General features: G+C 55.1%; 16 protein-coding genes, 2 tRNA genes, 2 rRNA genes and 1 riboswitch. Of the genes, 13 read left to right on the forward strand and 7 right to left on the reverse strand.

From position 1 onward, the window contains the following. Positions 1 to 136 precede the first annotated feature (136 nt). Positions 137 to 2,317, forward strand: coding sequence for a catalase/peroxidase HPI (katG, locus tag L466_RS20460; protein ID WP_025202761.1), 2,181 nt, complete (start codon positions 137 to 139; stop codon positions 2,315 to 2,317). Positions 2,318 to 2,366: 49 nt separating this feature from the next. On the opposite strand, the gene L466_RS20455 is transcribed toward katG, so the two are convergent. The 5 genes from L466_RS20455 to argE form a co-directional block, all read right to left on the reverse strand. Next, positions 2,367 to 3,470 (reverse strand): bifunctional L-1,2-propanediol dehydrogenase/glycerol dehydrogenase, encoded by a 1,104-nt coding sequence (locus L466_RS20455; protein WP_032680077.1) that lies wholly within the window; start codon positions 3,468 to 3,470, stop codon positions 2,367 to 2,369. A 12-nt stretch (positions 3,471 to 3,482) separates the two neighbouring features. Continuing rightward, complete coding sequence (gene fsa / locus L466_RS20450) at positions 3,483 to 4,145, reverse strand: fructose-6-phosphate aldolase (RefSeq protein ID WP_032679238.1); 663 nt, start codon at positions 4,143 to 4,145, stop codon at positions 3,483 to 3,485. Positions 4,146 to 4,273: 128 nt separating this feature from the next. Next, positions 4,274 to 5,038 (reverse strand): helix-turn-helix transcriptional regulator, encoded by a 765-nt coding sequence (locus L466_RS20445; protein ID WP_032680079.1) that lies wholly within the window; start codon positions 5,036 to 5,038, stop codon positions 4,274 to 4,276. A gap of 63 nt (positions 5,039 to 5,101) precedes the next feature. Continuing rightward, the gene (gene ppc, locus L466_RS20440; protein ID WP_014172182.1) at positions 5,102 to 7,753 is read right to left on the reverse strand and encodes a phosphoenolpyruvate carboxylase; all 2,652 of its coding nucleotides are present in this window, start codon (positions 7,751 to 7,753) and stop codon (positions 5,102 to 5,104) included. 270 nt (positions 7,754 to 8,023) lie between these two features. Next, positions 8,024 to 9,175 carry an acetylornithine deacetylase gene (gene argE / locus L466_RS20435; RefSeq protein WP_020883942.1) on the reverse strand — a complete coding sequence of 384 codons (1,152 nt, stop codon included), beginning with the start codon at positions 9,173 to 9,175 and terminating at the stop codon, positions 8,024 to 8,026. A gap of 88 nt (positions 9,176 to 9,263) precedes the next feature. Here argE and argC point away from each other — a divergent pair, with 88 nt between their 5' ends. The 4 genes from argC (at position 9,264) to oxyR (ending at position 13,748) form a co-directional block, all read left to right on the forward strand. After that, positions 9,264 to 10,268, forward strand: a complete 1,005-nt coding sequence (gene argC / locus L466_RS20430; RefSeq protein WP_032680080.1) for an N-acetyl-gamma-glutamyl-phosphate reductase — start codon at positions 9,264 to 9,266, stop codon at positions 10,266 to 10,268. A 6-nt stretch (positions 10,269 to 10,274) separates the two neighbouring features. After that, complete coding sequence (argB, locus tag L466_RS20425) at positions 10,275 to 11,051, forward strand: acetylglutamate kinase (protein WP_086462987.1); 777 nt, start codon at positions 10,275 to 10,277, stop codon at positions 11,049 to 11,051. A 78-nt stretch (positions 11,052 to 11,129) separates the two neighbouring features. After that, complete coding sequence (argH, locus tag L466_RS20420; protein WP_014172177.1) at positions 11,130 to 12,503, forward strand: argininosuccinate lyase; 1,374 nt, start codon at positions 11,130 to 11,132, stop codon at positions 12,501 to 12,503. A gap of 327 nt (positions 12,504 to 12,830) precedes the next feature. Then, on the forward strand, positions 12,831 to 13,748 hold the full coding sequence (oxyR, locus tag L466_RS20415; protein ID WP_014172176.1) for a DNA-binding transcriptional regulator OxyR: 918 nt from the start codon (positions 12,831 to 12,833) through the stop codon (positions 13,746 to 13,748). Here oxyR and sthA read toward each other — a convergent pair. Further along, a complete protein-coding gene (sthA, locus tag L466_RS20410; RefSeq protein WP_014172175.1) occupies positions 13,731 to 15,131 on the reverse strand; it encodes a Si-specific NAD(P)(+) transhydrogenase in 1,401 nt (466 codons plus the stop codon). The genes oxyR and sthA overlap by 18 nt on opposite strands. Positions 15,132 to 15,327: 196 nt before the next feature. Here sthA and fabR point away from each other — a divergent pair, with 196 nt between their 5' ends. Together fabR and L466_RS20400 are read left to right on the forward strand one after the other, a co-directional pair. Next, a complete protein-coding gene (fabR, locus tag L466_RS20405; RefSeq protein ID WP_008501784.1) occupies positions 15,328 to 15,966 on the forward strand; it encodes an HTH-type transcriptional repressor FabR in 639 nt (212 codons plus the stop codon). A gap of 9 nt (positions 15,967 to 15,975) precedes the next feature. Beyond that, complete coding sequence (locus L466_RS20400; protein WP_014172173.1) at positions 15,976 to 16,335, forward strand: YijD family membrane protein; 360 nt, start codon at positions 15,976 to 15,978, stop codon at positions 16,333 to 16,335. Positions 16,336 to 16,376: 41 nt separating this feature from the next. Here the strand turns inward: L466_RS20400 and trmA are convergent, their stop codons facing one another. After that, positions 16,377 to 17,477, reverse strand: a complete 1,101-nt coding sequence (trmA, locus tag L466_RS20395; RefSeq protein WP_032680081.1) for a tRNA (uridine(54)-C5)-methyltransferase TrmA — start codon at positions 17,475 to 17,477, stop codon at positions 16,377 to 16,379. Positions 17,478 to 17,581: 104 nt separating this feature from the next. Beyond that, a riboswitch (cobalamin riboswitch) is annotated at positions 17,582 to 17,758 on the forward strand. Between the two features lie 65 nt (positions 17,759 to 17,823). On the opposite strand from trmA, the gene btuB reads away from it, so the two are divergent. From btuB to L466_RS20365, 6 genes are all read left to right on the forward strand, one after another. Next, complete coding sequence (gene btuB / locus L466_RS20390) at positions 17,824 to 19,671, forward strand: TonB-dependent vitamin B12 receptor BtuB (protein WP_020883937.1); 1,848 nt, start codon at positions 17,824 to 17,826, stop codon at positions 19,669 to 19,671. After that, complete coding sequence (murI, locus tag L466_RS20385) at positions 19,616 to 20,467, forward strand: glutamate racemase (RefSeq protein ID WP_020883936.1); 852 nt, start codon at positions 19,616 to 19,618, stop codon at positions 20,465 to 20,467. The genes btuB and murI overlap by 56 nt, the downstream gene beginning before the upstream one ends. Positions 20,468 to 20,850: 383 nt before the next feature. Then, positions 20,851 to 22,390: ribosomal RNA gene (locus tag L466_RS20380) — 16S ribosomal RNA — on the forward strand. Between the two features lie 70 nt (positions 22,391 to 22,460). Then, positions 22,461 to 22,537: transfer RNA gene (locus L466_RS20375), tRNA-Ile, on the forward strand. A 38-nt stretch (positions 22,538 to 22,575) separates the two neighbouring features. Continuing rightward, a tRNA-Ala gene (locus L466_RS20370) sits at positions 22,576 to 22,651 on the forward strand. 180 nt (positions 22,652 to 22,831) lie between these two features. Further along, positions 22,832 to 25,737 (forward strand): 23S ribosomal RNA (locus L466_RS20365). Together the 16S and 23S rRNA genes with 2 tRNA genes alongside form the textbook arrangement of a ribosomal RNA operon. Positions 25,738 to 25,768 lie beyond the last annotated feature (31 nt).

Genomic DNA, 25,768 nt, shown 5'->3' on the forward strand with positions numbered 1-25,768 from the left:
CTTTGACGTACAGAACGCACATACTTTCAATGGGAAATTAAACGGAATTAACTATCGAATCTGTGGGTTATCTCAACTATACCTTATCAACAAGGGCGTATATCGTAACGGTAACACTGTAAAAGGGAGCATAGCGATGAGCACGTCAGACGACAGCAATAATGCGGCATCAATCGGCAAGTGCCCGTTCCATCAGGGCAGCGTCGATCACAGCGCGGGGGCAGGCACAGGCAGCCGCGACTGGTGGCCAAAACAACTCCGCGTCGATCTTCTTAATCAACATTCCAACCGTTCTAACCCTCTGGGTGAAGACTTTGACTACCGCAAAGAATTCAGCAAACTTGATTACTCAGCGCTCAAGGGCGATCTCAAAGCACTTCTGACCGACTCTCAGCCGTGGTGGCCAGCCGACTGGGGCAGCTATGCCGGCCTGTTTATCCGTATGGCCTGGCACGGCGCAGGTACCTATCGCTCCGTTGACGGTCGCGGTGGCGCAGGGCGCGGTCAACAGCGCTTTGCCCCCCTGAACTCCTGGCCAGATAACGTAAGTCTGGATAAAGCGCGCCGTCTCCTGTGGCCTATCAAGCAAAAATACGGTCAAAAAATTTCCTGGGCTGACCTCTTCATCCTTGCCGGTAACGTGGCGCTGGAGAACTCTGGTTTCCGTACCTTTGGTTTTGGGGCCGGGCGTGAAGATGTCTGGGAACCGGATATGGACGTGAACTGGGGTGATGAAAAAGCCTGGCTCACCCACCGTGACCCGGAAGCACTGGCGAAGCGCCCACTGGCAGCCACCGAAATGGGGCTGATTTACGTTAACCCGGAAGGGCCAAACGCCAGCGGTGAACCGCTGTCAGCGGCCGCGGCGATCCGTGCCACCTTTGGCAACATGGGGATGAACGACGAAGAGACCGTTGCGTTGATTGCAGGCGGTCATACCCTCGGTAAAACCCACGGTGCAGGTGAAGCGACCCATGTCGGTGCCGACCCGGAAGCCGCGCCAATTGAAGCGCAGGGTCTGGGCTGGACCAGTACGCACGGTACCGGTGTTGGCGCAGATGCGATCACCTCCGGGCTGGAAGTCATCTGGTCGCAAACGCCGACCCAGTGGAGTAACTACTTCTTCGAGAACCTGTTCAAATACGAGTGGGTGCAGACCCGCAGCCCGGCGGGTGCGATTCAGTTCGAAGCCGTGGATGCACCAGACATTATGCCTGATCCGTTCGACCCGTCGAAAAAGCGCAAACCGACGATGCTGGTCACCGATCTGACGCTGCGTTTTGACCCCGAGTTTGAGAAAATCTCCCGCCGCTTCCTGAACGATCCGCAGGCCTTTAACGAAGCCTTTGCGCGCGCGTGGTTCAAGCTGACCCACCGTGATATGGGGCCAAAAGCGCGTTACATTGGTCCGGAAGTGCCGAAAGAAGATCTCATCTGGCAGGATCCACTGCCGCAGGCGGTGTTCAACCCGACCAAAGAGGACATCGAGAGTCTGAAAGCGGAAATCATTGCCTCGGGTCTGTCCGTGAGCGACCTGGTTTCCGTTGCCTGGGCATCTGCATCGACCTTCCGCGGTGGCGATAAGCGTGGCGGCGCCAACGGTGCGCGTCTGGCACTGGCACCCCAGCGCGACTGGGAAGTTAACGCCGCAGCGGTTCGCGCGTTACCCGCCCTGGAAGCTATTCAGCGTACCACCAACAAAGCGTCACTGGCCGATATCATCGTGCTGGCAGGTGTGGTGGGTGTTGAACAGGCGGCGAAAGAGGCCGGCGTTTACGTCAATGTACCGTTCACGCCGGGCCGCGTTGATGCGCGCCAGGATCAGACGGATATCGAGATGTTTAACCTGCTCGAACCGATTGCCGATGGCTTCCGTAACTACCGTGCACAGGTTGATGCCTCCACTACCGAGTCTCTGTTGATTGATAAGGCCCAGCAGCTGACGCTCACTGCACCAGAACTGACGGTGCTGATTGGCGGTCTGCGCGTACTGGGGGCGAACTTCGATGGCAGTCAGAACGGAGTGTTCACCCATCGTGAAGGCGTGCTGAGCAACGATTTCTTCGTGAACCTGCTGGACATGAATACCCAGTGGAAAGCGACCGATGAATCAAACGAGCTGTTTGCCGGCAGCGATCGCGCCAGCGGTGAAGTGAAATACACCGCCACGCGTGCCGATCTGGTATTCGGTTCGAACGCCGTGCTGCGCGCGCTGGCCGAGGTTTACGCCAGCAGCGACGCCCATGAGAAATTCGTCCGCGACTTTGTTGCCGCTTGGGCGAAGGTGATGGATTTGGATCGGTTTGATCTGCAGTAAATACAATCCCCGCTTCGGCGGGGATTTTTTTACCATCCGGAAATACCGGTTACGCCCACTCCCGCAGGAACCGTTGCCCGTACTGATCGGCCACCAGCAGCGCCGCGTAAACCTGATCCGGTGACACCCCGCCTGGCATGTTGTGAATGGTTTCACCCTCTGCGCAGGCAGCCTCGGCAATCAGCCGCATTTTAAGCGGAATATCCTCTTTAATGTTCAGTTGTGCCAGCGTGATGGGCAAACCTACGCTGTGACACAGCGCTGCGACGGTTTCAATTTCCTCTACCGGGGCATTTTCCAGCACCAGTTGCGTCAGCGTCCCAAACGCCACTTTTTCACCGTGATAGAACGAATGTGCCTCCGGCACGGCGGTCATTCCGTTGTGAATGGCGTGCGCGGCCGCCAGTCCACCGCTTTCAAATCCAACGCCGCTCAGATAGGTATTGGCTTCAATGATGCGCTCCAGCGCCGGTGTGACCACGTGCTGCCCGGCCGCGAGCATCGCTTTCTCACCCTCTTCAATTAACGTGTTGTAGCACAACTCGGCGAGGGCTAGCGCAGCCTGGGTACATTTTCCGCCCGCCATGGTGATCGCGCCACTACGGGAACAGGCGCGCGCTTCAAACCAGGTGGCAAGGGCATCGCCTATCCCGGCGGCCAGCAGACGCGGCGGAGCGCCAGCCACCACCCGGGTGTCGACAATCACCATGTTCGGGTTATGCGGCAGCATCAGGTAGCGATCGAATTCACCGCTGTCGGTATAAATGACAGAAAGGGCGCTGCACGGGGCGTCGGTGGAGGCGATAGTCGGGGCGATGGCAACGGGCACGTCCATAAAATGCGCCAGCGCTTTGGCGGTATCCAGCGTTTTCCCGCCGCCGATACCGAGCACCGCCATACAGTCGGCGCCGTCGGCCCGTTTTTTCAGGCGATCGATTTCGTTTTGCGAACATTCGCCACCGAAGGGCACGATTTCAGCATGAATTTCCGCTTTTTTGAAACTCTCAAGCAAGGTCTCTTGTGCAAAACCCAGCACAAACTTATCGCCCACAACCAACCAGCGTGTTGCCAGTGGTTTTAGATAGTCGCCGAGACGGGTGAGAACATCAGCGCCCTGGATATATTTCCCCGGCGATTGAATGATACGGTCCATAACAGATCTCCCTTAGAGGTTGAGGTTACCAAACGCGTTTTTCCAGTCGTGCTCAAACTTCTCTATGGCTGACTCTACCGCCGGGGTGCCGAGCATTTGTTGCGCTACATCTAAAGGAAGCGTGATTGCTTCACATCCGGCGAGCAGGCAGTCCAGCGCCTGACGTGGTGTTTTGAAGCTGGCGGCCAGCACGCTGCTTTCTGGGGCGTGCCGTTCGAGCAGGGATTGCAGCTCCTGTACCATACGAATGCCGTCCCCGCCCTGAGCGTCGACGCGGTTAACATACGGTGCGACATATTTCGCTCCCGCCAGCGCGGCCAGTAAACCCTGGGCGGCGCTGTAAACGGCCGTGCCCAACGTGGTTATGCCCTCTTTTTTCAGCATTTTTATCGCTATAAGGCCCTGCGCGGTCACCGGGATTTTCACCACGATGTCAGGAATGGCGTTACTCAGGCGTTTGGCTTCTGCCACCATCCCTTCGGCTTCACGGCTCATGGTCTGGGCAAACAGCGTACCCTGTGGCCCGATGGCGTTTTGCAGACGCGGCAGTACGTTCCAGAGGGTTTCGCCGCTGGCGGCTACAATGCTCGGGTTGGTGGTGACGCCGGCAATCGGAAAAATGCGCGCCAGGCGCTCAACCTCTGCCACGTTGGCGGTATCCAGATACAGTTCCATTATTTTTCCTTAAGTCAGAAAGGTTAACTTAAGGATAAGGTGGGGCTGCTGGCCGGTGATACAGGTCAATTTTGCCAAATACTGGACAAATGTAATGTGCTTAGTGAAGTGAGAGGGCGATCACAATGCTAGTTTTTGGCAGTCAGCTGGCTGTGATACTGGCGGCGGTACTCGGAAGGGGAGCGTTCGGTATGTTTACGAAAGAGGCGGCAGAAGTAGTTGCTGTCTGTAAAGCCGCAGCGGGCGGCAATGTCTTTGATTTTTAGATCATAACCCTTGAGCAACTGGCGCGCGTGTTCCAGACGCGTTTGGGTCAGGTATTCATTGAACCCCACGTTCCCGGTCTTCTGAAACAGATGTGAAAGGTAGTTGGGTGAAATATAAAACGCCCGCGCCACGGAATCGCGGGTCAGCGGTGAGGCGTGATGTTCATCGAGATAGCGCCGGATGGCTTCAAACAGAGCGCGACTGCGGCTGTCAGTGTGAATGTCGCTGCCAAGAAGATCGCGACAGTGGCTGAGCATACTCAGTACCACCAGTCTGGCCGTTTCCTGTTCATCAGGCTGCATCTGCAGCTCGGCCAGCGTTTGCAGGAGAAACGCTCCGGTTCGGGGGCCGCGCCGGGCAACCTGCTGGTGCTGTATAAGCACGTTATCCCGATAAAGACGAAACGACAGCTGCTGTTTACCGAAGCTGATGCTGAGCGCGTGTCCGGTATGAAGTAACCCCTCCGCAGAGGAAGAAAACCACGCTTCGCAGGCATTATCGAGGTTAATGACCAGGCAAGGCGATGTGCGGGAGTGTGGGTCGGGCGGGGCGACAAACCGTACGTCACGTAGCGCTATGGTGCCATTAATGAGGTCGGTCAGAAGGGTGCTGATGTCGTGGTGCATGGCGTGAATACCGGATATCGCCCGGCAGCGTTAGCGCTGCCGGGCCTGTATGAAGCCAATGGATTAGCCTGTGTTACGCATACCTGCCGCAACGCCTGCAATCGTCACCATCAACGCCTGTTCGACGCGTGGATCCGGCTCTTTACCTTCTTCTTCCGCCAGACGTGAACGGTGCAGCAGCTCCGCCTGCAGGACGTTCAGGGGGTCGGTGTAGATATTACGCAGCTGGATGGACTCGGCAATCCACGGCAGATCCGCCATCAGGTGCGAGTCGTTAGCAATGTCCAGCACCACTTTGATGTCGTCTTCCAGCAGTTCGCGCAGCTCTTTACCCAGCGTCCACAGCTCAGGCTTCACCAGACGCTGATCGTAGTATTCCGCCAGCCACAGGTCTGCTTTCGAGAAGACCATCTCCAGCATACCCAGACGGGTGGAGAAGAATGGCCAGTCGCGGCACATGGTTTCCAGTTCGTTCTGTTTGCCATCTTCCACCACTTTCTGCAGCGCCGCGCCTGCGCCCAGCCAGGCGGGCAGCATCAGACGGTTCTGGGTCCAGGCGAAGATCCACGGGATGGCACGCAGAGACTCTACGCCACCGGTCGGGCGGCGCTTAGCCGGACGTGAACCCAGCGGCAGTTTACCCAGCTCCTGCTCAGGGGTAGCTGAACGGAAGTAAGGCACAAAATCTTTGTTTTCACGCACGTAGCCGCGGTACAGATCGCAGGAGATATCTGACAGCTCGTCCATGATATGGCACCAGGACTCTTTCGGCTCTGGTGGTGGCAGCAGGTTCGCTTCCAGAATTGCACTGGTATAGAGCGACAGGCTGCTGATGGTCACTTCCGGCAGGCCGTACTTGAAGCGGATCATTTCGCCCTGTTCGGTCACACGCAGGCCGCCTTTCAGGCTTCCCGGCGGTTGTGACAGCAGTGCCGCATGCGCTGGCGCGCCACCACGGCCAATCGAGCCGCCGCGTCCGTGGAACAGCGTCAGTTCGATGCCCGCTTTTTCACAGGTTTTGATCAACGCATCCTGTGCCTGATACTGCGCCCAGGATGCCGCCATGACGCCCGCGTCTTTTGCGGAGTCGGAATAGCCAATCATCACCATCTGTTTGCCCTGAATAAAGCCGCGGTACCAGTCGATATTCAGCAGCTGCGTCATGACGTCGTTGGCGTTGTTCAGGTCATCAAGGGTTTCAAACAGCGGTGCAACCGGAAGGGCATAGTCGATACCGGCTTCTTTGAGCAGAAGGTGAACGCCCAGCACGTCAGACGGCGTTTTCGCCATGGAGATCACATAGGCAGCCACCGATCCTTTCGGCGCATCAACGATCGCTTTACAGGTGTTGAGCACCTCGCGGGTTTCGTTGCTTGGCTCCCAGTTACGTGGCAGCAGGGGACGCTTGGAGTTCAGTTCGCGGATCAGGAAGGCTTGTTTGTCCGCTTCGGACCAGCTTTCATAGTCGCCGATGCCGAGATAGCGGGTCAGTTCGCCCAGCGCTTCGGTATGACGGGTGCTTTCCTGACGGACGTCAATACGCACCAGCGGCACGCCGAAACACTTCACGCGGCGCAGGGTGTCGAGCAATTCGCCATTCGCGATGATGCCCATTCCGCAGGCCTGCAGTGATTTATAGCAGGCATACAGCGGCTCCCAGAGCTGCTCGTTCTGGCTCAGCAGGCCTTCCGGCTTTGGCAGGCGCTGGCCTTTCAGACGCGCTTCCAGCCAGGCCTGCGTCGCCATCAGTTGGCCACGCAGTTTTTTCATCAGGAAACGATACGGCTCGCTGGCACCTTCTTCGCCGGCCAGCGCGCGCAGTTCAGGCGTGGCCTCTACCATCGACAGCTCGGAGATCAATACCTGAATATCTTTCAGGAACAGATCGGTTGCTTTCCAGCGGCTCAACAGGAGCACGTGGCGGGTAATTTCCGCGGTGACGTTCGGGTTGCCGTCACGGTCGCCGCCCATCCAGGAGGTGAAGCGCACCGGCACAAAATCGACCGGCAGGCGGTAATCCAGATTCGCTTCCAGCTGCTCGTTCAGCTCACGCAGGTAGTTCGGCACCCCTTCCCACAGGCTATTTTCCACCACTGCAAAGCCCCATTTGGCTTCGTCGACCGGGCTTGGACGATGCTTACGAATTTCATCGGTGTGCCAGGACTGGGCAATCAGCTGGCGCAGACGGCGCATCAGCTGGTTGCGCTCGTAGTCAGCAATGTCTTTGTTATCCAGCTGCTTGAGGCAGTTGTTCACTTCCACCATTTTGTGGATCAGGGTGCGGCGAGTGATTTCGGTTGGGTGAGCGGTCAGAACCAGCTCCAGCGAAAGGGATTCCACCGCTTTTTTGATGATGTCTTCGTTGAGGTCTGGCTGGTCTTTCAGTTTACGAAGCGTACGGGCAATGACTTCCGGGTTGCTGGCAGCTTCGCCATTCGGCGAAATGCTGTGGTATTGCTCAGCGGTGTTTGCCAGGTTCAGAAACTGGCTGAAGGCGCGGGCAACGGGCAGCAGCTCATCGTTAGAAAGGTTCTGCAAGGTGGTGAGCAGCTCCTGACGACTGGCCTCGTTACCTGCACGGGAAGATTTTGACAGCTTGCGGATGGTTTCAACGCGGTCGAGGATGTTTTCCCCCAACGCATCTTTGATGGTATCTCCAAGCACTTTGCCGAGCATACTGACATTACTACGCAACGCGGAATATTGTTCGTTCATAAAAACCCAGTCACCCCATCATTTTTGTTTATGCCCAATCGAAAATCTTTTGGACAATATTTTGTCATCTCCCTTTATAAAGCCACGTAAAACCCCCGTCGTCAATTGCTGCGAAAACGGTTCAGCAAACGAATAAATGTGGGTAATTTACGAAATTTAATTCGCTTTGCGTCAGATAAGAGATGCTTATGGGAATGTGACGAAGATCGCGGGATTTGTTGCCCTTACCCTGACCCTCTCCCACCGGGAGAGGGAACCCTCAGGGGCATTTTAATGCCAGCAGAAGTGATGCACGACCTGGGTAATCAGTTCACGGGTCGGTTTGATAAAGCGCGTTTCCAGATATTCATCCGGCTGGTGGGCCTGGTTGATGGAACCCGGGCCAAGCACCAGCGTAGGACACAGGGTCTGAATAAACGGTGCTTCGGTGCAATAGTTCACCACGTCGGTTTTCTCACCGAGCAGCTTTTCCACGACTTCAACCAGTTGATGATCCGGTGGACATTCGTAGCCAGGGATCGGCGGATGAAGCTCGGAGACCGTCAGGCGGCCCGGCCAGCGCTCGCTGACCGGCGCCAGCGCTTCGGTCAACAGGCCGTCGAGATCGCTCAGCGTCATGCCCGGCAGCGGACGGATATCCATATGCAGTTCGCAGCAGGCGCAGATACGGTTGGATGCATCACCACCGTGCAGGCTGCCGAGGTTCAGCGTCGGATAAGGCACGGTGAATGCGTCGTAGTGATAACGCTCTTTCAGCGAGTCGCGCAACTGCATGATGCGGCCGATGGCGTCGTGCATCAGTTCGATGGCGTTGACGCCGCGCGCCGGATCGCTGGAGTGGCCTGACTGGCCCAGCACGCGCACCGCCGTGGAGATATGGCCTTTGTGGGCACGGATTGGCTGCAGTGACGTTGGTTCACCAATAATGGCGCAATCCGGGCGAATTGAGGTGTTTTCAGAGAAGTAGCGCGCCCCGGCCATGCTGGTCTCTTCATCGGCAGTGGCCAGAATGTAGAGCGGTTTCTTCAGCGTTGTCACGTCCACGTCACGCAGCGCATCGAGGATAAAAGCAAAAAAGCCTTTCATGTCGGCGGTGCCCAGACCGTAAAGCTTGTTGTCATGCTCGGTCAGGGTGAACGGATCGCGCGTCCAGCGACCATCGTCAAAGGGAACGGTATCGGTATGACCGGCCAGCAGCAGGCCGCCGGCACCCTGTCCGGTACTGGCGAGCAGGTTAAATTTATGGCGTGTTCCGGGAACGGGCTGAACCTCAACGTTAAACCCAATATCGCTAAACCAACCTGCCAGCAGATTGATTAAAGACTCATTGCTCTGATCCAGCGCTTCTTCGGTCGCACTGATGGAGGGTGTGGCAATCAGGGCGCGGTAAATCTCGATAAATGGCGGTAAGTTCATTTTCATTGTTGACACACCTTAGGTCGTGATAGTATCAATATTCATGCAATAAATGTGAATAAAAATACATTAACGTTGAGCATAAAGGAACCCGATGTTGAATACGCTGATTGTAGGCGCTAGCGGTTATGCGGGCGCAGAGCTTGTAAGCTACGTGAATCGCCATCCTCATATGACCATAACCGCTTTGACCGTGTCAGCGCAAAGCAATGATGCAGGAAAGTTAATTTCCGATTTGCATCCGCAACTTAAAGGCATTGTTGATCTGCCGCTGCAGCCAATGTCTGACATCCGCGCGTTCACCGACGGCGTCGACGTGGTGTTTTTAGCTACCGCGCACGAAGTCAGCCACGACCTGGTTCCGCAATGTCTGGCGGCCGGCTGTGTGGTGTTCGACCTCTCCGGCGCCTTCCGTGTGAATGACGGCGCGTTCTACGAAAAATATTACGGTTTCACCCATCAACACCCTGAGCTGCTGGAAAAAGCGGTATACGGCCTGGCGGAGTGGAGCACAGATAAACTGAAGGAAGCGGATCTGGTTGCCGTGCCGGGCTGTTATCCGACGGCGGCACAGCTTTCTCTGAAGCCGCTGATCGACGCAGACCTGCTGGATCTGAACCAGTGGCCGGTGATCAACGCCACCAGTGGTGTCAGCGGCGCGGGGCGTAAAGCCGCTATCGCTAACAGCTTCTGCGAAGTGAGCCTTCAGCCGTATGGCGTGTTCAATCACCGCCATCACCCTGAAATCACGACGCATCTGGGTGCGGATGTCATCTTCACGCCGCATCTGGGCAGCTTCCCGCGAGGGATCCTCGAAACCATCACCTGCCGCCTGAAACCCGGCGTGACCCACGAACAGGTGAGCAAAGCCTTTACGCAGGCCTATGCGGACAAACCGCTGGTGCGTCTGTACGACAAAGGCGTGCCGGCGCTGAAAAACGTGGTTGGCCTGCCATTCTGCGACATCGGCTTTGCCGTGCAGGGTGAGCACCTGATTGTGGTGGCTGCGGAAGATAACTTACTTAAAGGCGCTGCCGCACAGGCAATGCAGTGTGCAAATATTCGTTTCGGTTTCCCGGAAACCCAGGCTCTTATTTAAGGTGTGATGATGAACCCATTAATTATCAAACTCGGTGGTGTACTGCTGGACAGCGAAGAAGCGCTGGAGCGTCTTTTTACCGCGCTGGTGAACTATCGCGAATCACACCAACGTCCGCTGGTGATTGTGCACGGCGGCGGCTGCGTGGTTGATGAGCTGATGAAAGGGCTCAACCTGCCGGTGAAAAAGAAAAATGGCCTGCGCGTCACGCCTGCTGACCAGATTGACATTATTACCGGTGCCCTGGCGGGGACGGCGAACAAAACGCTGCTGGCGTGGGCGAAGAAACACCATATCGCCTCTGTCGGCCTGTGTCTGGGCGATGGTGACAGCGTAAAAGTGACCCAGCTCGACGAAGAGCTCGGACACGTTGGACTGGCACAGCCTGGTTCGCCTAAGCTGATTAACATGCTGCTGGAAGGAGGATTCCTGCCGGTGGTGAGCTCTATCGGGGTGACCGAAGAGGGCGAACTGATGAACGTCAATGCAGACCAGGCGGCAACGGCTCTGGCGGCTACGCTGGGCGCGGACCTGATTCTGCTCTCTGACGTAAGCGGTATTCTCGACGGCAAAGGTCAGCGTATTGCGGAAATGACCGCAGCGAAAGCCGAACAGCTTATCGAGCAGGGCATTATTACCGACGGCATGATCGTCAAAGTCAATGCGGCGCTGGATGCCGCGCGTACGCTCGGACGTCCGGTGGACATCGCCTCCTGGCGCCACGCGGAGCAACTCCCGGCGTTGTTTAACGGCACGCCGATTGGCACGCGTATTCTGGCGTAAGCAATTTACCGATTCTGCAGGCCCGGTCAGCGCAGCGCAGCCGGGCAATGAAATTCAAAGATATTAAGGAAGCATGTTATGGCACTTTGGGGTGGGCGTTTTACACAGGCAGCGGATCAACGGTTCAAACAGTTCAACGACTCTTTGCGCTTCGACTACCGCCTGGCCGAGCAGGATATCGTCGGCTCTGTGGCCTGGTCCAAAGCGCTGGTCACCGTGGGCGTTCTGACCGCAGACGAACAGCTGCAGCTGGAAGAGGCGCTGAATAACCTGCTGGAAGAGGTGCGTCTTGACCCGCAGCAGATCCTCGCCAGCGATGCGGAAGATATTCACAGCTGGGTGGAAGGGAAACTCATCGATAAAGTCGGCCAACTGGGTAAAAAACTGCATACCGGGCGTAGCCGTAACGACCAGGTCGCGACTGATCTGAAATTGTGGTGTAAAGATACCGTTGGTGAACTGCTGGCAGCCAACCGTCAGCTGCAGGGCGCGCTGGTGGAAACCGCGCAGAACAACCAGGATGCGGTGATGCCGGGTTATACCCACCTGCAGCGTGCGCAGCCGGTAACCTTTGCGCACTGGTGTCTGGCCTACGTTGAGATGCTGGCGCGTGATGAAAGCCGTCTGCAGGATACCCTGAAGCGTCTGGACGTGAGCCCGCTGGGCAGCGGTGCGCTGGCAGGGACGGCCTATGAAATCGACCGTGATCAGCTGGCAGGCTGGCTGGGCTTTGCTTCAGCCACCCGTAACAGCCTGGACAGCGTCTCTGACCGTGATCACGTGCTGGAGCTGCTTTCCAATGCGTCTATCGGCATGGTGCATCTGTCGCGCTTTGCCGAAGACCTGATTTTCTTCAACTCCGGTGAAGCCGGGTTTGTTGAGCTGTCTGACCGCGTGACGTCAGGCTCCTCTCTGATGCCACAGAAGAAAAACCCGGATGCGCTGGAGCTTATCCGCGGTAAGTGTGGCCGTGTGCAGGGCGCGCTGACCGGCATGATGATGACCCTGAAAGGGCTGCCGCTGGCGTATAACAAAGATATGCAGGAAGACAAAGAAGGGCTGTTCGACGCGCTCGATACCTGGCTGGACTGCCTGCATATGGGCGCGCTGGTGCTGGATGGCATTCAGGTGAAACGCCCGCGTTGTCAGGAAGCGGCGCAGCAGGGCTATGCAAACTCGACCGAGCTTGCCGATTACCTGGTGGCGAAAGGCGTACCGTTCCGTGAAGCGCACCATATTGTCGGTGAAGCGGTGGTTGAAGCCATTCGTCAGGGTAAGGCACTGGAAGCGTTGCCGCTGACCGACCTGCAGAAATTCAGTGCGGTTATCGGTGATGATGTGTATCCGATTCTGGCGTTACAGTCTTGTCTGGATAAGCGTGCAGCGAAAGGCGGCGTGTCACCGAAGCAGGTCGCGCAGGCGATTGCGGATGCGAAAAACCGGCTGGTTTGATGAGTGCGGGCTGGTGCCCTCATCCCGGCCCTCTCCCACCGGGAGAGGGAGTAAACACTAAAAATGGCAACTTCGGTTGCCATTTTGCTTTTATCCCCGGGCTTTTTTACGCAAAAAAAAAGCGGACCACGGGGTCCGCAAAAGTTCACGTTGGCTTTAGTTGTTCGAGTTTTGAGAGAAACTCGCTGACGGTGCGGGGACGTCAAGGGTCAAACACGTGCCCCCTCGTCTATGTGGTGTATTATTCAACAGAATGCTTGATAGGGATAATCGTTCGTTGCTATGCTATCTATCGCCATGAACTATCGTGGCGACGGAGGATGAATAATGAATATTCGTGATCTTGAATACCTGGTAGCGCTAGCCGAGCACCGCCATTTTCGCCGCGCGGCAGATTCCTGCCACGTCAGCCAGCCTACCCTGAGCGGCCAGATCCGCAAGCTGGAAGACGAGCTGGGCGTGATGCTGCTGGAGCGCACCAGTCGTAAGGTACTGTTCACCCAGGCAGGTCTGCTGCTGGTGGATCAGGCGCGCACCGTGCTGCGCGAGGTCAAAGTGCTCAAGGAAATGGCAAGCCAGCAGGGGGAGGCGATGTCCGGCCCGTTGCATATTGGCCTGATCCCAACCGTTGGCCCGTACCTGTTGCCGCACATCATTCCAATGCTGCATCAGACGTTCCCGAAACTCGAAATGTATCTGCATGAAGCGCAAACCCATCAGCTGCTGGCGCAGTTAGACAGCGGCAAGCTCGATTGTGCCATTCTGGCGCTGGTCAAAGAGAGTGAAGCTTTTATCGAAGTGCCGCTGTTTGATGAGCCCATGATGCTGGCGATCTATGAAGATCACCCGTGGGCGAACCGCGATCGCGTGCCGATGGCCGATCTGGCCGGTGAAAAACTGCTGATGCTGGAAGATGGTCACTGCCTGCGCGATCAGGCGATGGGCTTCTGCTTCGAAGCGGGTGCTGACGAGGATACCCATTTCCGCGCAACGAGCCTTGAAACGCTGCGTAATATGGTGGCGGCGGGCAGTGGGATCACATTGCTGCCGGCACTGGCCGTGCCGCGCGAACGTAAACGTGACGGCGTGGTTTATCTGCCATGCATTAAACCAGAGCCACGTCGTACCATTGGTCTGGTTTATCGTCCGGGTTCACCGCTGCGCAGCCGCTATGAGCAGCTGGCAGAGGCCATCCGTGGTTCGATGGATGGCCATTTTGACAATGCGTTAAAACAGGCGGTTTAAACCGTTCAGTGCCGCGACCCGATAGGCTTCCGCCATGGTCGGGTAGTTGAAGGTGGTGTTAACGAAGTACTCGATGGTGTTACCACCACCTTTTTGCTCCATGATCGCCTGGCCGATATGAATAATCTCCGCCGCGCGTTCACCAAAGCAGTGAATACCGAGGATCTCTTTCGTCTCGCGATGGAACAGGATCTTCAGCGTACCCACGCTCATTCCCACGATTTGCGCCCTCGCCAGATGTTTAAACTGTGCGCGACCCACCTCGTAAGGCACCTTCATTGACGTCAGCTGCTGCTCGGTTTTCCCGACGGAGCTGATTTCCGGGATAGTATAAATACCTGTCGGAATATCTTCGATCAGATGTGCCGTCGCTTCGCCTTTCACCAGCGCCTGCGCCGCGATGCGTCCCTGATCGTATGCTGCAGAAGCCAGGCTTGGATAACCGATAACATCACCGACAGCATACACATGCGGCAGGGCTGTCTGGTACATGCTGTTCACCTTCAGCTGACCGCGGCTGTCGGTTTCGAGCCCGATATTTTCCAGAGCCAGAGAATCGGTGTTACCGGTACGGCCGTTGGCGTACAGCAGGCAGTCTGCTTTCAGCTTCTTGCCCGATTTCAGATGCATGATCACACCGTCGTCGCAGCCTTCAATTTTCTCGTACTCTTCGTTGTGGCGAATCACCACGCCGCTGTTCCAGAAGTGGTAAGAGAGCGAGTCTGACATTTCCTGATCGAGGAAGGCCAGCAGGCGGTCGCGGGTGTTGATCAGGTCAACTTTCACGTCCATGCCCCGGAAGATCGACGCATATTCGCAGCCAATCACCCCTGCGCCATAGATAATCACATGACGGGGTTCGTGGTGCAGGCTCAGGATGGAATCGCTGTCGTAAATGCGCGGGTGGGAGAAGTCCACGTCTGCCGGATGGTACGGGCGTGAACCACAGGCGATGACAAATTTTTCCGCCGTGATGGTTTCGACCGATCCGTCGTGGCATTCGAGTGCCAGGGTGTGTTCATCAACAAAGTGCGCATTGCCCTGCAAAATTTCACAGTGGTTACGCTCATAAAACCCCTGGCGCATCCGCGTCTGCTGGTTAATAACGGTATCCGCATGATTCAGGATGTCAGCAAAGGAGGAACGAAGAAGTCGGGAGTGGTCGCTGTAAAGAGGGTTCTGGTTAAATTCAATAATGCGGCTAACGGCATGGCGGAGGGCTTTGGAAGGGATGGTGCCCCAATGGGTGCAACCGCCGCCAACGTTATGGTAGCGCTCTATCACCGCTACTCTGGCTCCCTGTTTCACCAGTCCCATAGCAGCGCCTTCGCCGCCGGGGCCGGAACCTATCACAATTGCGTCGTAATCGTAGGAATGTGGCATGGTAAGGCTTACCTGTTCTTATACATAAAAGCAACAGAATCATAACATCATTGCCCGAGTAACCCAATTATCGTTGTGCTTTTTTCCGGCAGTGGAGCACAAACCGTACGTAAACAATCATTCACAAAGCCAGGCAAACAGATTAATTTTATTCTCTGGTATAGTGCCATCAGGCCTTTGGAAGGATTCAACTATCGTGATGGGCGTAAGAGCACAACAAAAAGAGAAAACCCGGCGTTCGCTGGTGGAAGCCGCATTCAGTCAACTGAGTGCCGAGCGTAGTTTTGCCAGTTTAAGCCTGCGTGAAGTTGCGCGCGAGGCCGGCATTGCGCCAACGTCCTTCTATCGTCATTTCCGTGATGTGGATGAACTGGGTCTGACCATGGTCGACGAGAGCGGTCTGATGCTGCGTCAGCTTATGCGCCAGGCGCGGCAGCGTATCGCTAAAGGGGGGAGCGTGATCCGCACCTCTGTGTCGACCTTTATGGAATTTATTGGCAATAACCCCAACGCGTTTCGCCTGCTGTTGCGGGAACGTTCCGGAACATCAGCCGCGTTCCGTGCCGCTGTGGCGCGTGAAATTCAGCATTTTATCGCGGAACTTGCCGACTATCTTGAACTCGAAAACCATATGCCGCGTGCGTTCACTGAAGCACAGGCTGAGGCGATGGTGACGATTGTTTTCAGCGCGGGTGCCGAAGCGCTGGATGTCAGCATCGAACAACGCAAGCAGCTCGAAGAGCGACTGGTATTACAGCTCAGGATGATCTCCAAAGGCGCGTACTACTGGTATCGCCGTGAACAAGAGAAACTGGCACATCAAACCGAAGAGTGAAGGTGAGTAATGAAACAGTCAGGTCAGGATAAGGGTACGCTGTTGCTGGCATTGATCGCTGGCTTATCAATTAATGGCACGTTTGCGGCTGTGTTCAGCTCGATCGTTCCATTTTCTATTTTCCCGCTCATTGCGCTGGTGCTGACGGTGTACTGTCTGCATCAGCGTTACCTGAACCGCACCATGCCGGTCGGGTTGCCTGGGCTGGCCGCGGCCTGCTTTATTCTTGGCGTGTTGCTGTATAGCACCGTGGTGCGTGCAGAGTATCCGGATATCGGTTCTAACTTCCTGCCGGCGGTACTTTCCGTGGCACTGGTGTTCTGGATTGGCTCGCGCATGCGTAGCCGCAAGCACGGGCTGCCGGAGTAAGAGAGTGGGGTTGCAGGCAGGTTGACCTGCCTGCCATCACGTTACTTCGCGGTAAGAAGTACGCCGCACTCCATATGGTGCGTATACGGGAACTGATCGAAGAGAGCCAGACGTTCAACATTGTGCGTCTGGCTTAATGTTTCGAGATTCTTGCACAGCGTTTCCGGGTTACAGGAAATGTACAAAATACGCGGGTACGCCTGCACCATCTTCTCGGTTTCGCTGTCCAGGCCACTGCGCGGCGGATCGACAAAAATCGTCTCACACTGGTAGCTCTTCAGATCGATCCCCTCCAGGCGATTAAACTGTCGTACGCCATTCATGGCCTGCGTGAACTCTTCTGCAGACATACGGATGATCTGCACATTGTCGATGTGATTGGCGGCAATGTTGTACTGTGCAGCGGCAACGGACGGCTTGGCAATCTCCGTCGCCAGGACGCGCTCAAAGTTACGCGCCAGCGCCAGGGAGAAGTTGCCGTTCCCGCAGTACAGCTCAAGCAGATCGCCCTTTGACCCTTCGGTCGCCTTCAGCGCCCACTCTAGCATCTGTACGTTCATTGCTGCGTTTGGCTGGGTAAAGCTGTTCTCAACCTGGCGGTACACCATCTCTTTTCCCGCCACCGACAGACGTTCGTCGATGAAATCCTGATCCAGCATGATTTTGGTTTTTGTCGCACGACCAATCAGGTGAACGTTGATGTTCTGCGCGCGCAGGGCATCGCGCAGCACTTCTGCCTGCTCGCGCCATTCGTCATTCAGCGCTTTGTGATACAGCAGAGAGACAATCGCCTGGTTGCTTTGTGTGGTCAGATAATCAATCTGGAACAGCTTGTGGCGCAGCACAGGGTTGTTGCGTACGCCGTCGATCATCAGCGTCATGAGCTGGTTGATGAGTTCACTCGCCGCCGGGAAGCTGTTAACCCGAATGCGGGACTTCGTCTGCTGATCGAAAATGATGTGGTACAGGTCGTCACCGTCGTGCCAGATGCGGAATTCCGCACGCATGCGGTAGTGGCTAACGGGCGAGCGGAACACCTCAGGAACGGGCGCGTTGAAAGGCGTCATCATACTTTGCAGGCGGACAACTTTCTCTGCCAGCTGTGCGTCGTACTGTTCTGTTGGGAGGTGTTCGGGGGTCATGATGCGTCCTGAGTGATAAAGAATTACGCGGGGATTGTAGGGATTGTGCAGTGGATGTCCAGATTTAATGGCCAATAGCTATCTGGACATCTATACGTGTCTAATTGTAGCATTCTGTTTCCGGTCTCCTGAGAGTGAAAAGGGAATCCAGTGAAAATCTGGAGCTGACGCGCAGCGGTAAAGACTGGCGGGATGAGAATTGTAGACACTGTGAAAATGGGAAGTCTTCATCCGCAAAACGCCACCTAGCCCGAAGACCTGCCGGGATCACGTCGCATTTGGTTTCGTCATCGCGTGCTATAGATGAAGCCTGCGGCATCCTTCTTATATTGTGGATGCTTTAACAATGATTAAAAAAGTATCGCTGTTGACGGCGTTGTCCGTCACGGCATTTTCGGGCTGGGCGCAGGATAGCGCCGACTCGTTGGTGGTGACAGCAAACCGTTTTGAGCAACCTGTTAATACCGTTCTTGCACCAACGTCTGTGGTGACGCGCGAGGATATTGATCGCTGGCAGGCAAACACCGTCATTGACGTTATGCGTCGCTTGCCTGGCGTGGATACCGCCCAAAACGGCGGAATGGGGCAACTTTCCTCTCTTTTTATTCGGGGAACTAATTCCAGTCATGTTCTTATTCTTGTCGACGGGATCCGTCTTAACCAGGCTGGGGTAACGGGGTCGTCCGATCTCAGCCAATTCCCGATCGCCCTGGTGCAGCGCATTGAATATATTCGCGGGCCACGCTCTGCAGTCTATGGTTCTGATGCGATTGGTGGCGTAGTGAACATTATTACTACCCGCGCAAAGGACGGCACGACGTTGAATGCGGGCGTAGGCTCGCATGGCTACCAAAATTACGGCGGCAGCACCCAGCAAACCCTGGGTGACAGCACACGCGTGACGCTGGCGGGTGATTATACCTATACCAAAGGCTTTGACGTGGTTGCGGATGGCAACAACGGTGGTCTGGCTCAGACCGATCGTGACGGCTTTATGAATAAAACCCTCTACGGTGCGCTGGAGCATGCTTTCTCTGATCAGTGGAGCGGGTTCGTTCGCGGCTATGGCTACAGCAACCGTACCGCCTATGACGGCTATTACAGTTCATTTACGCCTGATGTTTTGGTTGATACCCGTCAGCTCTATAGCCAGACCTGGGACGCTGGACTGCGCTTTAATAATGACATCGTCCATTCACAACTTCTCACCAGCTATAGCCACAGCAAAGATTATAACTACGACCCGCATCTGGGACGTTATGATTCCAATGCCACGCTGGATGAGATCAAACAGTACAACGTGCAGTGGACCAACTCCGTTGAGGTGGGCCATGGCAATATTGGCGCAGGTGTCGACTGGCAGAAGCAGAGCACCGAACCAGGAACAAGCTATGTCACAAACGGCTATGACCTGCGTAACACCGGCGTCTACCTGACTGCGCTGCAGCAGTTTGGCGACTTTACCCTGGAAGGGGCAGCGCGTAGCGACGATAACTCTCAGTTTGGTCGCCATGGCACCTGGCAGAGCAGTGCGGGCTGGGAGTTCATTGAAGGTTATCGATTCATTGCCTCGTATGGCACTGCCTATAAAGCACCCAACCTCGGGCAGTTGTATGGTTTCTATGGCAACGACCATCTTGATCCTGAGGAGAGTAAACAGTGGGAAGGCGCGTTCGAAGGTCTGACGGCTGGCGTGAACTGGCGCGTATCGGCCTATCGCAATGACGTTGATAACCTGATCGACTTTAATAACAACCTTCAGGAATACTACAACGTAGGCAAGGCGCGTATTAAAGGGGTTGAAGCCACAGCGTCCTTTGATACAGGTCCACTGACTCATACGGTCGGTTACGATTATGTGGATGCACGCAATGCGGCAACAAACCAGCTATTGGATCGCCGGGCTAAGCAGCAGGTGAAGTATCAGCTTGATACGCAGGTCTATGAATTCGACTGGAGCCTGACTTACCACTACCTGGGAACACGTTACGACACTGACTTTGGTACCTACCCGTCTGAAAAGGTGAAAATGGGCGGCGTAAGCCTGTGGGATGTCGCAGTTTCATATCCTGTCACCTCTCACCTTACAGTTCGTGGTAAAATAGCCAACCTGTTCGATAAAGATTACGAGACAGTTTATGGCTACCAAACTGCAGGACGGGAATACACCTTGTCTGGCAGCTACACCTTCTAATCCGCGTCCCACCGTGCTGGTATTTGATTCCGGCGTCGGTGGGCTTTCGGTCTATGATGAGATTCGACATCTTCTGCCGGATCTCCATTACATTTACGCCTTTGATAACGTCGCGTTCCCGTATGGGGAAAAGAGTGAAGACTTTATTGTTGAGCGTGTGGTTGAAATCGTCACCGCGGTACAAAAGCGTTATCCCCTCTCGCTGGCGGTCATCGCCTGTAACACGGCCAGTACAGTATCGCTTCCTGCATTGCGCGAAAAATTCCAGTTCCCGGTTGTGGGCGTTGTTCCTGCAATAAAGCCTGCCGCGCGTCTGACGGCAAATGGCATTGTTGGTTTACTGGCAACGCGAGGCACGGTGAAGCGACCTTATACGCGCGAGTTAATCGACCGCTTTGCCAACGAATGCCAGATTGCGATGCTCGGTTCGGCGGAACTGGTCGAGATCGCCGAAGCGAAGCTACACGGAAAGGCAGTGCCGCTCGAAGAGTTGCGCCGTATTCTCCGCCCGTGGCTGCGGATGCCGGAGCCACCGGACACCGTTGTGCTGGGGTGCACCCATTTCCCTCTATTACAGGAAGAGTTATTAGAAGTTCTGCCTGAGGGCACACGGCTGGTGGATTCGGGGGCGGCTATAGCCCGACGTACGGCCTGGTTGCTGGAACATGAAGCTCCGGATGCTAAATCTGCCGATGCAAACATCGCTTTTTGTATGGCCATCACTAACGAGACCGAGCAACTTTTGCCCGTTTTACGCCGTTATGGCTTTGAAACGCTCGAAAAACTGGCGCTGTAGCACGATTTTGAGCAAAAAAGAGACGGTTGAACGTTTTTTTTAAAAGAGGGGTTGTCAACGTCTGAGAACTCCCTATAATGCGCCTCCACTGACACGGAACAACGGCTTACAAGCCGCCGGGTTAGCGGGGTTCAGAGATGAACACCAACAGAGAAAAGCAAAAATAAATGCTTGACTCTGAATGAGGAAAACGTAATATACGTGACCTCGCGACGGTGAGCTGTAAGCCGCGTCGCAACTGCTCTTTAACAATTTATCAGACAATCTGTGTGGGCACTCAAAGTGACATGGATTCTTAACGTCCTCGGACGAAAAATGAATACCAAGTCTCTGAGTGAACATACGTAATTCATTACGAAGTTTAATTCACGAGCATCAAACTTAAATTGAAGAGTTTGATCATGGCTCAGATTGAACGCTGGCGGCAGGCCTAACACATGCAAGTCGAACGGTAGCACAGAGAGCTTGCTCTCGGGTGACGAGTGGCGGACGGGTGAGTAATGTCTGGGAAACTGCCTGATGGAGGGGGATAACTACTGGAAACGGTAGCTAATACCGCATAACGTCGCAAGACCAAAGAGGGGGACCTTCGGGCCTCTTGCCATCAGATGTGCCCAGATGGGATTAGCTAGTAGGTGGGGTAACGGCTCACCTAGGCGACGATCCCTAGCTGGTCTGAGAGGATGACCAGCCACACTGGAACTGAGACACGGTCCAGACTCCTACGGGAGGCAGCAGTGGGGAATATTGCACAATGGGCGCAAGCCTGATGCAGCCATGCCGCGTGTATGAAGAAGGCCTTCGGGTTGTAAAGTACTTTCAGCGGGGAGGAAGGTGTTGTGGTTAATAACCGCAGCAATTGACGTTACCCGCAGAAGAAGCACCGGCTAACTCCGTGCCAGCAGCCGCGGTAATACGGAGGGTGCAAGCGTTAATCGGAATTACTGGGCGTAAAGCGCACGCAGGCGGTCTGTCAAGTCGGATGTGAAATCCCCGGGCTCAACCTGGGAACTGCATTCGAAACTGGCAGGCTAGAGTCTTGTAGAGGGGGGTAGAATTCCAGGTGTAGCGGTGAAATGCGTAGAGATCTGGAGGAATACCGGTGGCGAAGGCGGCCCCCTGGACAAAGACTGACGCTCAGGTGCGAAAGCGTGGGGAGCAAACAGGATTAGATACCCTGGTAGTCCACGCCGTAAACGATGTCGACTTGGAGGTTGTGCCCTTGAGGCGTGGCTTCCGGAGCTAACGCGTTAAGTCGACCGCCTGGGGAGTACGGCCGCAAGGTTAAAACTCAAATGAATTGACGGGGGCCCGCACAAGCGGTGGAGCATGTGGTTTAATTCGATGCAACGCGAAGAACCTTACCTACTCTTGACATCCAGAGAACTTAGCAGAGATGCTTTGGTGCCTTCGGGAACTCTGAGACAGGTGCTGCATGGCTGTCGTCAGCTCGTGTTGTGAAATGTTGGGTTAAGTCCCGCAACGAGCGCAACCCTTATCCTTTGTTGCCAGCGGTCCGGCCGGGAACTCAAAGGAGACTGCCAGTGATAAACTGGAGGAAGGTGGGGATGACGTCAAGTCATCATGGCCCTTACGAGTAGGGCTACACACGTGCTACAATGGCGCATACAAAGAGAAGCGAACTCGCGAGAGCAAGCGGACCTCATAAAGTGCGTCGTAGTCCGGATTGGAGTCTGCAACTCGACTCCATGAAGTCGGAATCGCTAGTAATCGTAGATCAGAATGCTACGGTGAATACGTTCCCGGGCCTTGTACACACCGCCCGTCACACCATGGGAGTGGGTTGCAAAAGAAGTAGGTAGCTTAACCTTCGGGAGGGCGCTTACCACTTTGTGATTCATGACTGGGGTGAAGTCGTAACAAGGTAACCGTAGGGGAACCTGCGGTTGGATCACCTCCTTACCTTAAAGAACCTGCCTTTGTAGTGTCCACACAGATTGTCTGATGAAAAACAGCAGTAAAAAACCTCTACAGGCTTGTAGCTCAGGTGGTTAGAGCGCACCCCTGATAAGGGTGAGGTCGGTGGTTCAAGTCCACTCAGGCCTACCAAATCTGTCATGCAGATTTGAAGAGGTTGGTCATACGATGGGGCTATAGCTCAGCTGGGAGAGCGCCTGCTTTGCACGCAGGAGGTCTGCGGTTCGATCCCGCATAGCTCCACCATCTTTTACTGCGAAAACAAGAAAACTTCAGAGTGAACCTGAAAAGGTGCACTGCGAAGTTTTGCTCTTTAAAAATCTGGATCAAGCTGAAAATTGAAACGACACACAGCTAATGTGTGTTCGAGTCTCTCAAATTTTCGCAAGCCGGTGATGAATCGAAAGAAACATCTTCGGGTTGTGAGGTTAAGCGACTAAGCGTACACGGTGGATGCCCTGGCAGTCAGAGGCGATGAAGGACGTGCTAATCTGCGAAAAGCGCCGGCGAGGTGATATGAACCTTTGACCCGGCGATGTCCGAATGGGGAAACCCAGTGTGATCCGTCACACTATCGTTAACTGAATACATAGGTTAACGAGGCGAACCGGGGGAACTGAAACATCTAAGTACCCCGAGGAAAAGAAATCAACCGAGATTCCCCCAGTAGCGGCGAGCGAACGGGGAGCAGCCCAGAGTCTGAATCAGCTTGTGTGTTAGTGGAAGCGTCTGGAAAGTCGCACGGTACAGGGTGACAGTCCCGTACACGAAAATGCACAGGCTGTGAACTCGAAGAGTAGGGCGGGACACGTGGTATCCTGTCTGAATATGGGGGGACCATCCTCCAAGGCTAAATACTCCTGACTGACCGATAGTGAACCAGTACCGTGAGGGAAAGGCGAAAAGAACCCCGGCGAGGGGAGTGAAAAAGAACCTGAAACCGTGTACGTACAAGCAGTGGGAGCCTCTTTTATGGGGTGACTGCGTACCTTTTGTATAATGGGTCAGCGACTTATATTCTGTAGCAAGGTTAACCGTATAGGGGAGCCGAAGGGAAACCGAGTCTTAACTGGGCGTTAAGTTGCAGGGTATAGACCCGAAACCCGGTGATCTAGCCATGGGCAGGTTGAAGGTTGGGTAACACTAACTGGAGGACCGAACCGACTAATGTTGAAAAATTAGCGGATGACTTGTGGCTGGGGGTGAAAGGCCAATCAAACCGGGAGATAGCTGGTTCTCCCCGAAAGCTATTTAGGTAGCGCCTCGTGAACTCATCTTCGGGGGTAGAGCACTGTTTCGGCTAGGGGGCCATCCCGGCTTACCAACCCGATGCAAACTACGAATACCGAAGAATGTTATCACGGGAGACACACGGCGGGTGCTAACGTCCGTCGTGAAGAGGGAAACAACCCAGACCGCCAGCTAAGGTCCCAAAGTCATGGTTAAGTGGGAAACGATGTGGGAAGGCACAGACAGCCAGGATGTTGGCTTAGAAGCAGCCATCATTTAAAGAAAGCGTAATAGCTCACTGGTCGAGTCGGCCTGCGCGGAAGATGTAACGGGGCTAAACCATGCACCGAAGCTGCGGCAGCGACACTATGTGTTGTTGGGTAGGGGAGCGTTCTGTAAGCCGTTGAAGGTGTCCTGTGAGGGGTGCTGGAGGTATCAGAAGTGCGAATGCTGACATAAGTAACGATAAAGCGGGTGAAAAGCCCGCTCGCCGGAAGACCAAGGGTTCCTGTCCAACGTTAATCGGGGCAGGGTGAGTCGACCCCTAAGGCGAGGCCGAAAGGCGTAGTCGATGGGAAACAGGTTAATATTCCTGTACTTGGTGTTACTGCGAAGGGGGGACGGAGAAGGCTATGTTAGCCGGGCGACGGTTGTCCCGGTTTAAGCATGTAGGCGGAACGATTAGGTAAATCCGGTCGTTTATTAACGCTGAGGTGTGATGACGAGGCACTACGGTGCTGAAGTAACAAATGCCCTGCTTCCAGGAAAAGCCTCTAAGCATCAGGTAACATCAAATCGTACCCCAAACCGACACAGGTGGTCAGGTAGAGAATACCAAGGCGCTTGAGAGAACTCGGGTGAAGGAACTAGGCAAAATGGTGCCGTAACTTCGGGAGAAGGCACGCTGATATGTAGGTGAAGCCCCTGCGGGTGGAGCTGAAATCAGTCGAAGATACCAGCTGGCTGCAACTGTTTATTAAAAACACAGCACTGTGCAAACACGAAAGTGGACGTATACGGTGTGACGCCTGCCCGGTGCCGGAAGGTTAATTGATGGGGTTAGCGGTAACGCGAAGCTCTTGATCGAAGCCCCGGTAAACGGCGGCCGTAACTATAACGGTCCTAAGGTAGCGAAATTCCTTGTCGGGTAAGTTCCGACCTGCACGAATGGCGTAATGATGGCCAGGCTGTCTCCACCCGAGACTCAGTGAAATTGAACTCGCTGTGAAGATGCAGTGTACCCGCGGCAAGACGGAAAGACCCCGTGAACCTTTACTATAGCTTGACACTGAACACTGGTCCTTGATGTGTAGGATAGGTGGGAGGCTTTGAAGCGTGGACGCCAGTCTGCGTGGAGCCAACCTTGAAATACCACCCTTTAATGGCTGGTGTTCTAACGTAGACCCGTGATCCGGGTTGCGGACAGTGTCTGGTGGGTAGTTTGACTGGGGCGGTCTCCTCCCAAAGAGTAACGGAGGAGCACGAAGGTTAGCTAATCCTGGTCGGACATCAGGAGGTTAGTGCAATGGCATAAGCTAGCTTGACTGCGAGAGTGACGGCTCGAGCAGGTGCGAAAGCAGGTCATAGTGATCCGGTGGTTCTGAATGGAAGGGCCATCGCTCAACGGATAAAAGGTACTCCGGGGATAACAGGCTGATACCGCCCAAGAGTTCATATCGACGGCGGTGTTTGGCACCTCGATGTCGGCTCATCACATCCTGGGGCTGAAGTAGGTCCCAAGGGTATGGCTGTTCGCCATTTAAAGTGGTACGCGAGCTGGGTTTAGAACGTCGTGAGACAGTTCGGTCCCTATCTGCCGTGGGCGCTGGAGAATTGAGGGGGGCTGCTCCTAGTACGAGAGGACCGGAGTGGACGCATCACTGGTGTTCGGGTTGTCATGCCAATGGCACTGCCCGGTAGCTAAATGCGGAAGAGATAAGTGCTGAAAGCATCTAAGCACGAAACTTGCCCCGAGATGAGTTCTCCCTGAGACTTTAAGTCTCCTGAAGGAACGTTGAAGACTACGACGTTGATAGGTCGGGTGTGTAAGCGCAGCGATGCGTTGAGCTAACCGATACTAATGAACCGTGAGGCTTAACCTTACAACGCCGAAGATGTTTTGGCGATGAGAGA

It is taken from the genome of Enterobacter sp. BIDMC 30 (genome assembly GCF_000534355.1).
Lineage (GTDB): Bacteria > Pseudomonadota > Gammaproteobacteria > Enterobacterales > Enterobacteriaceae > Enterobacter > Enterobacter ludwigii.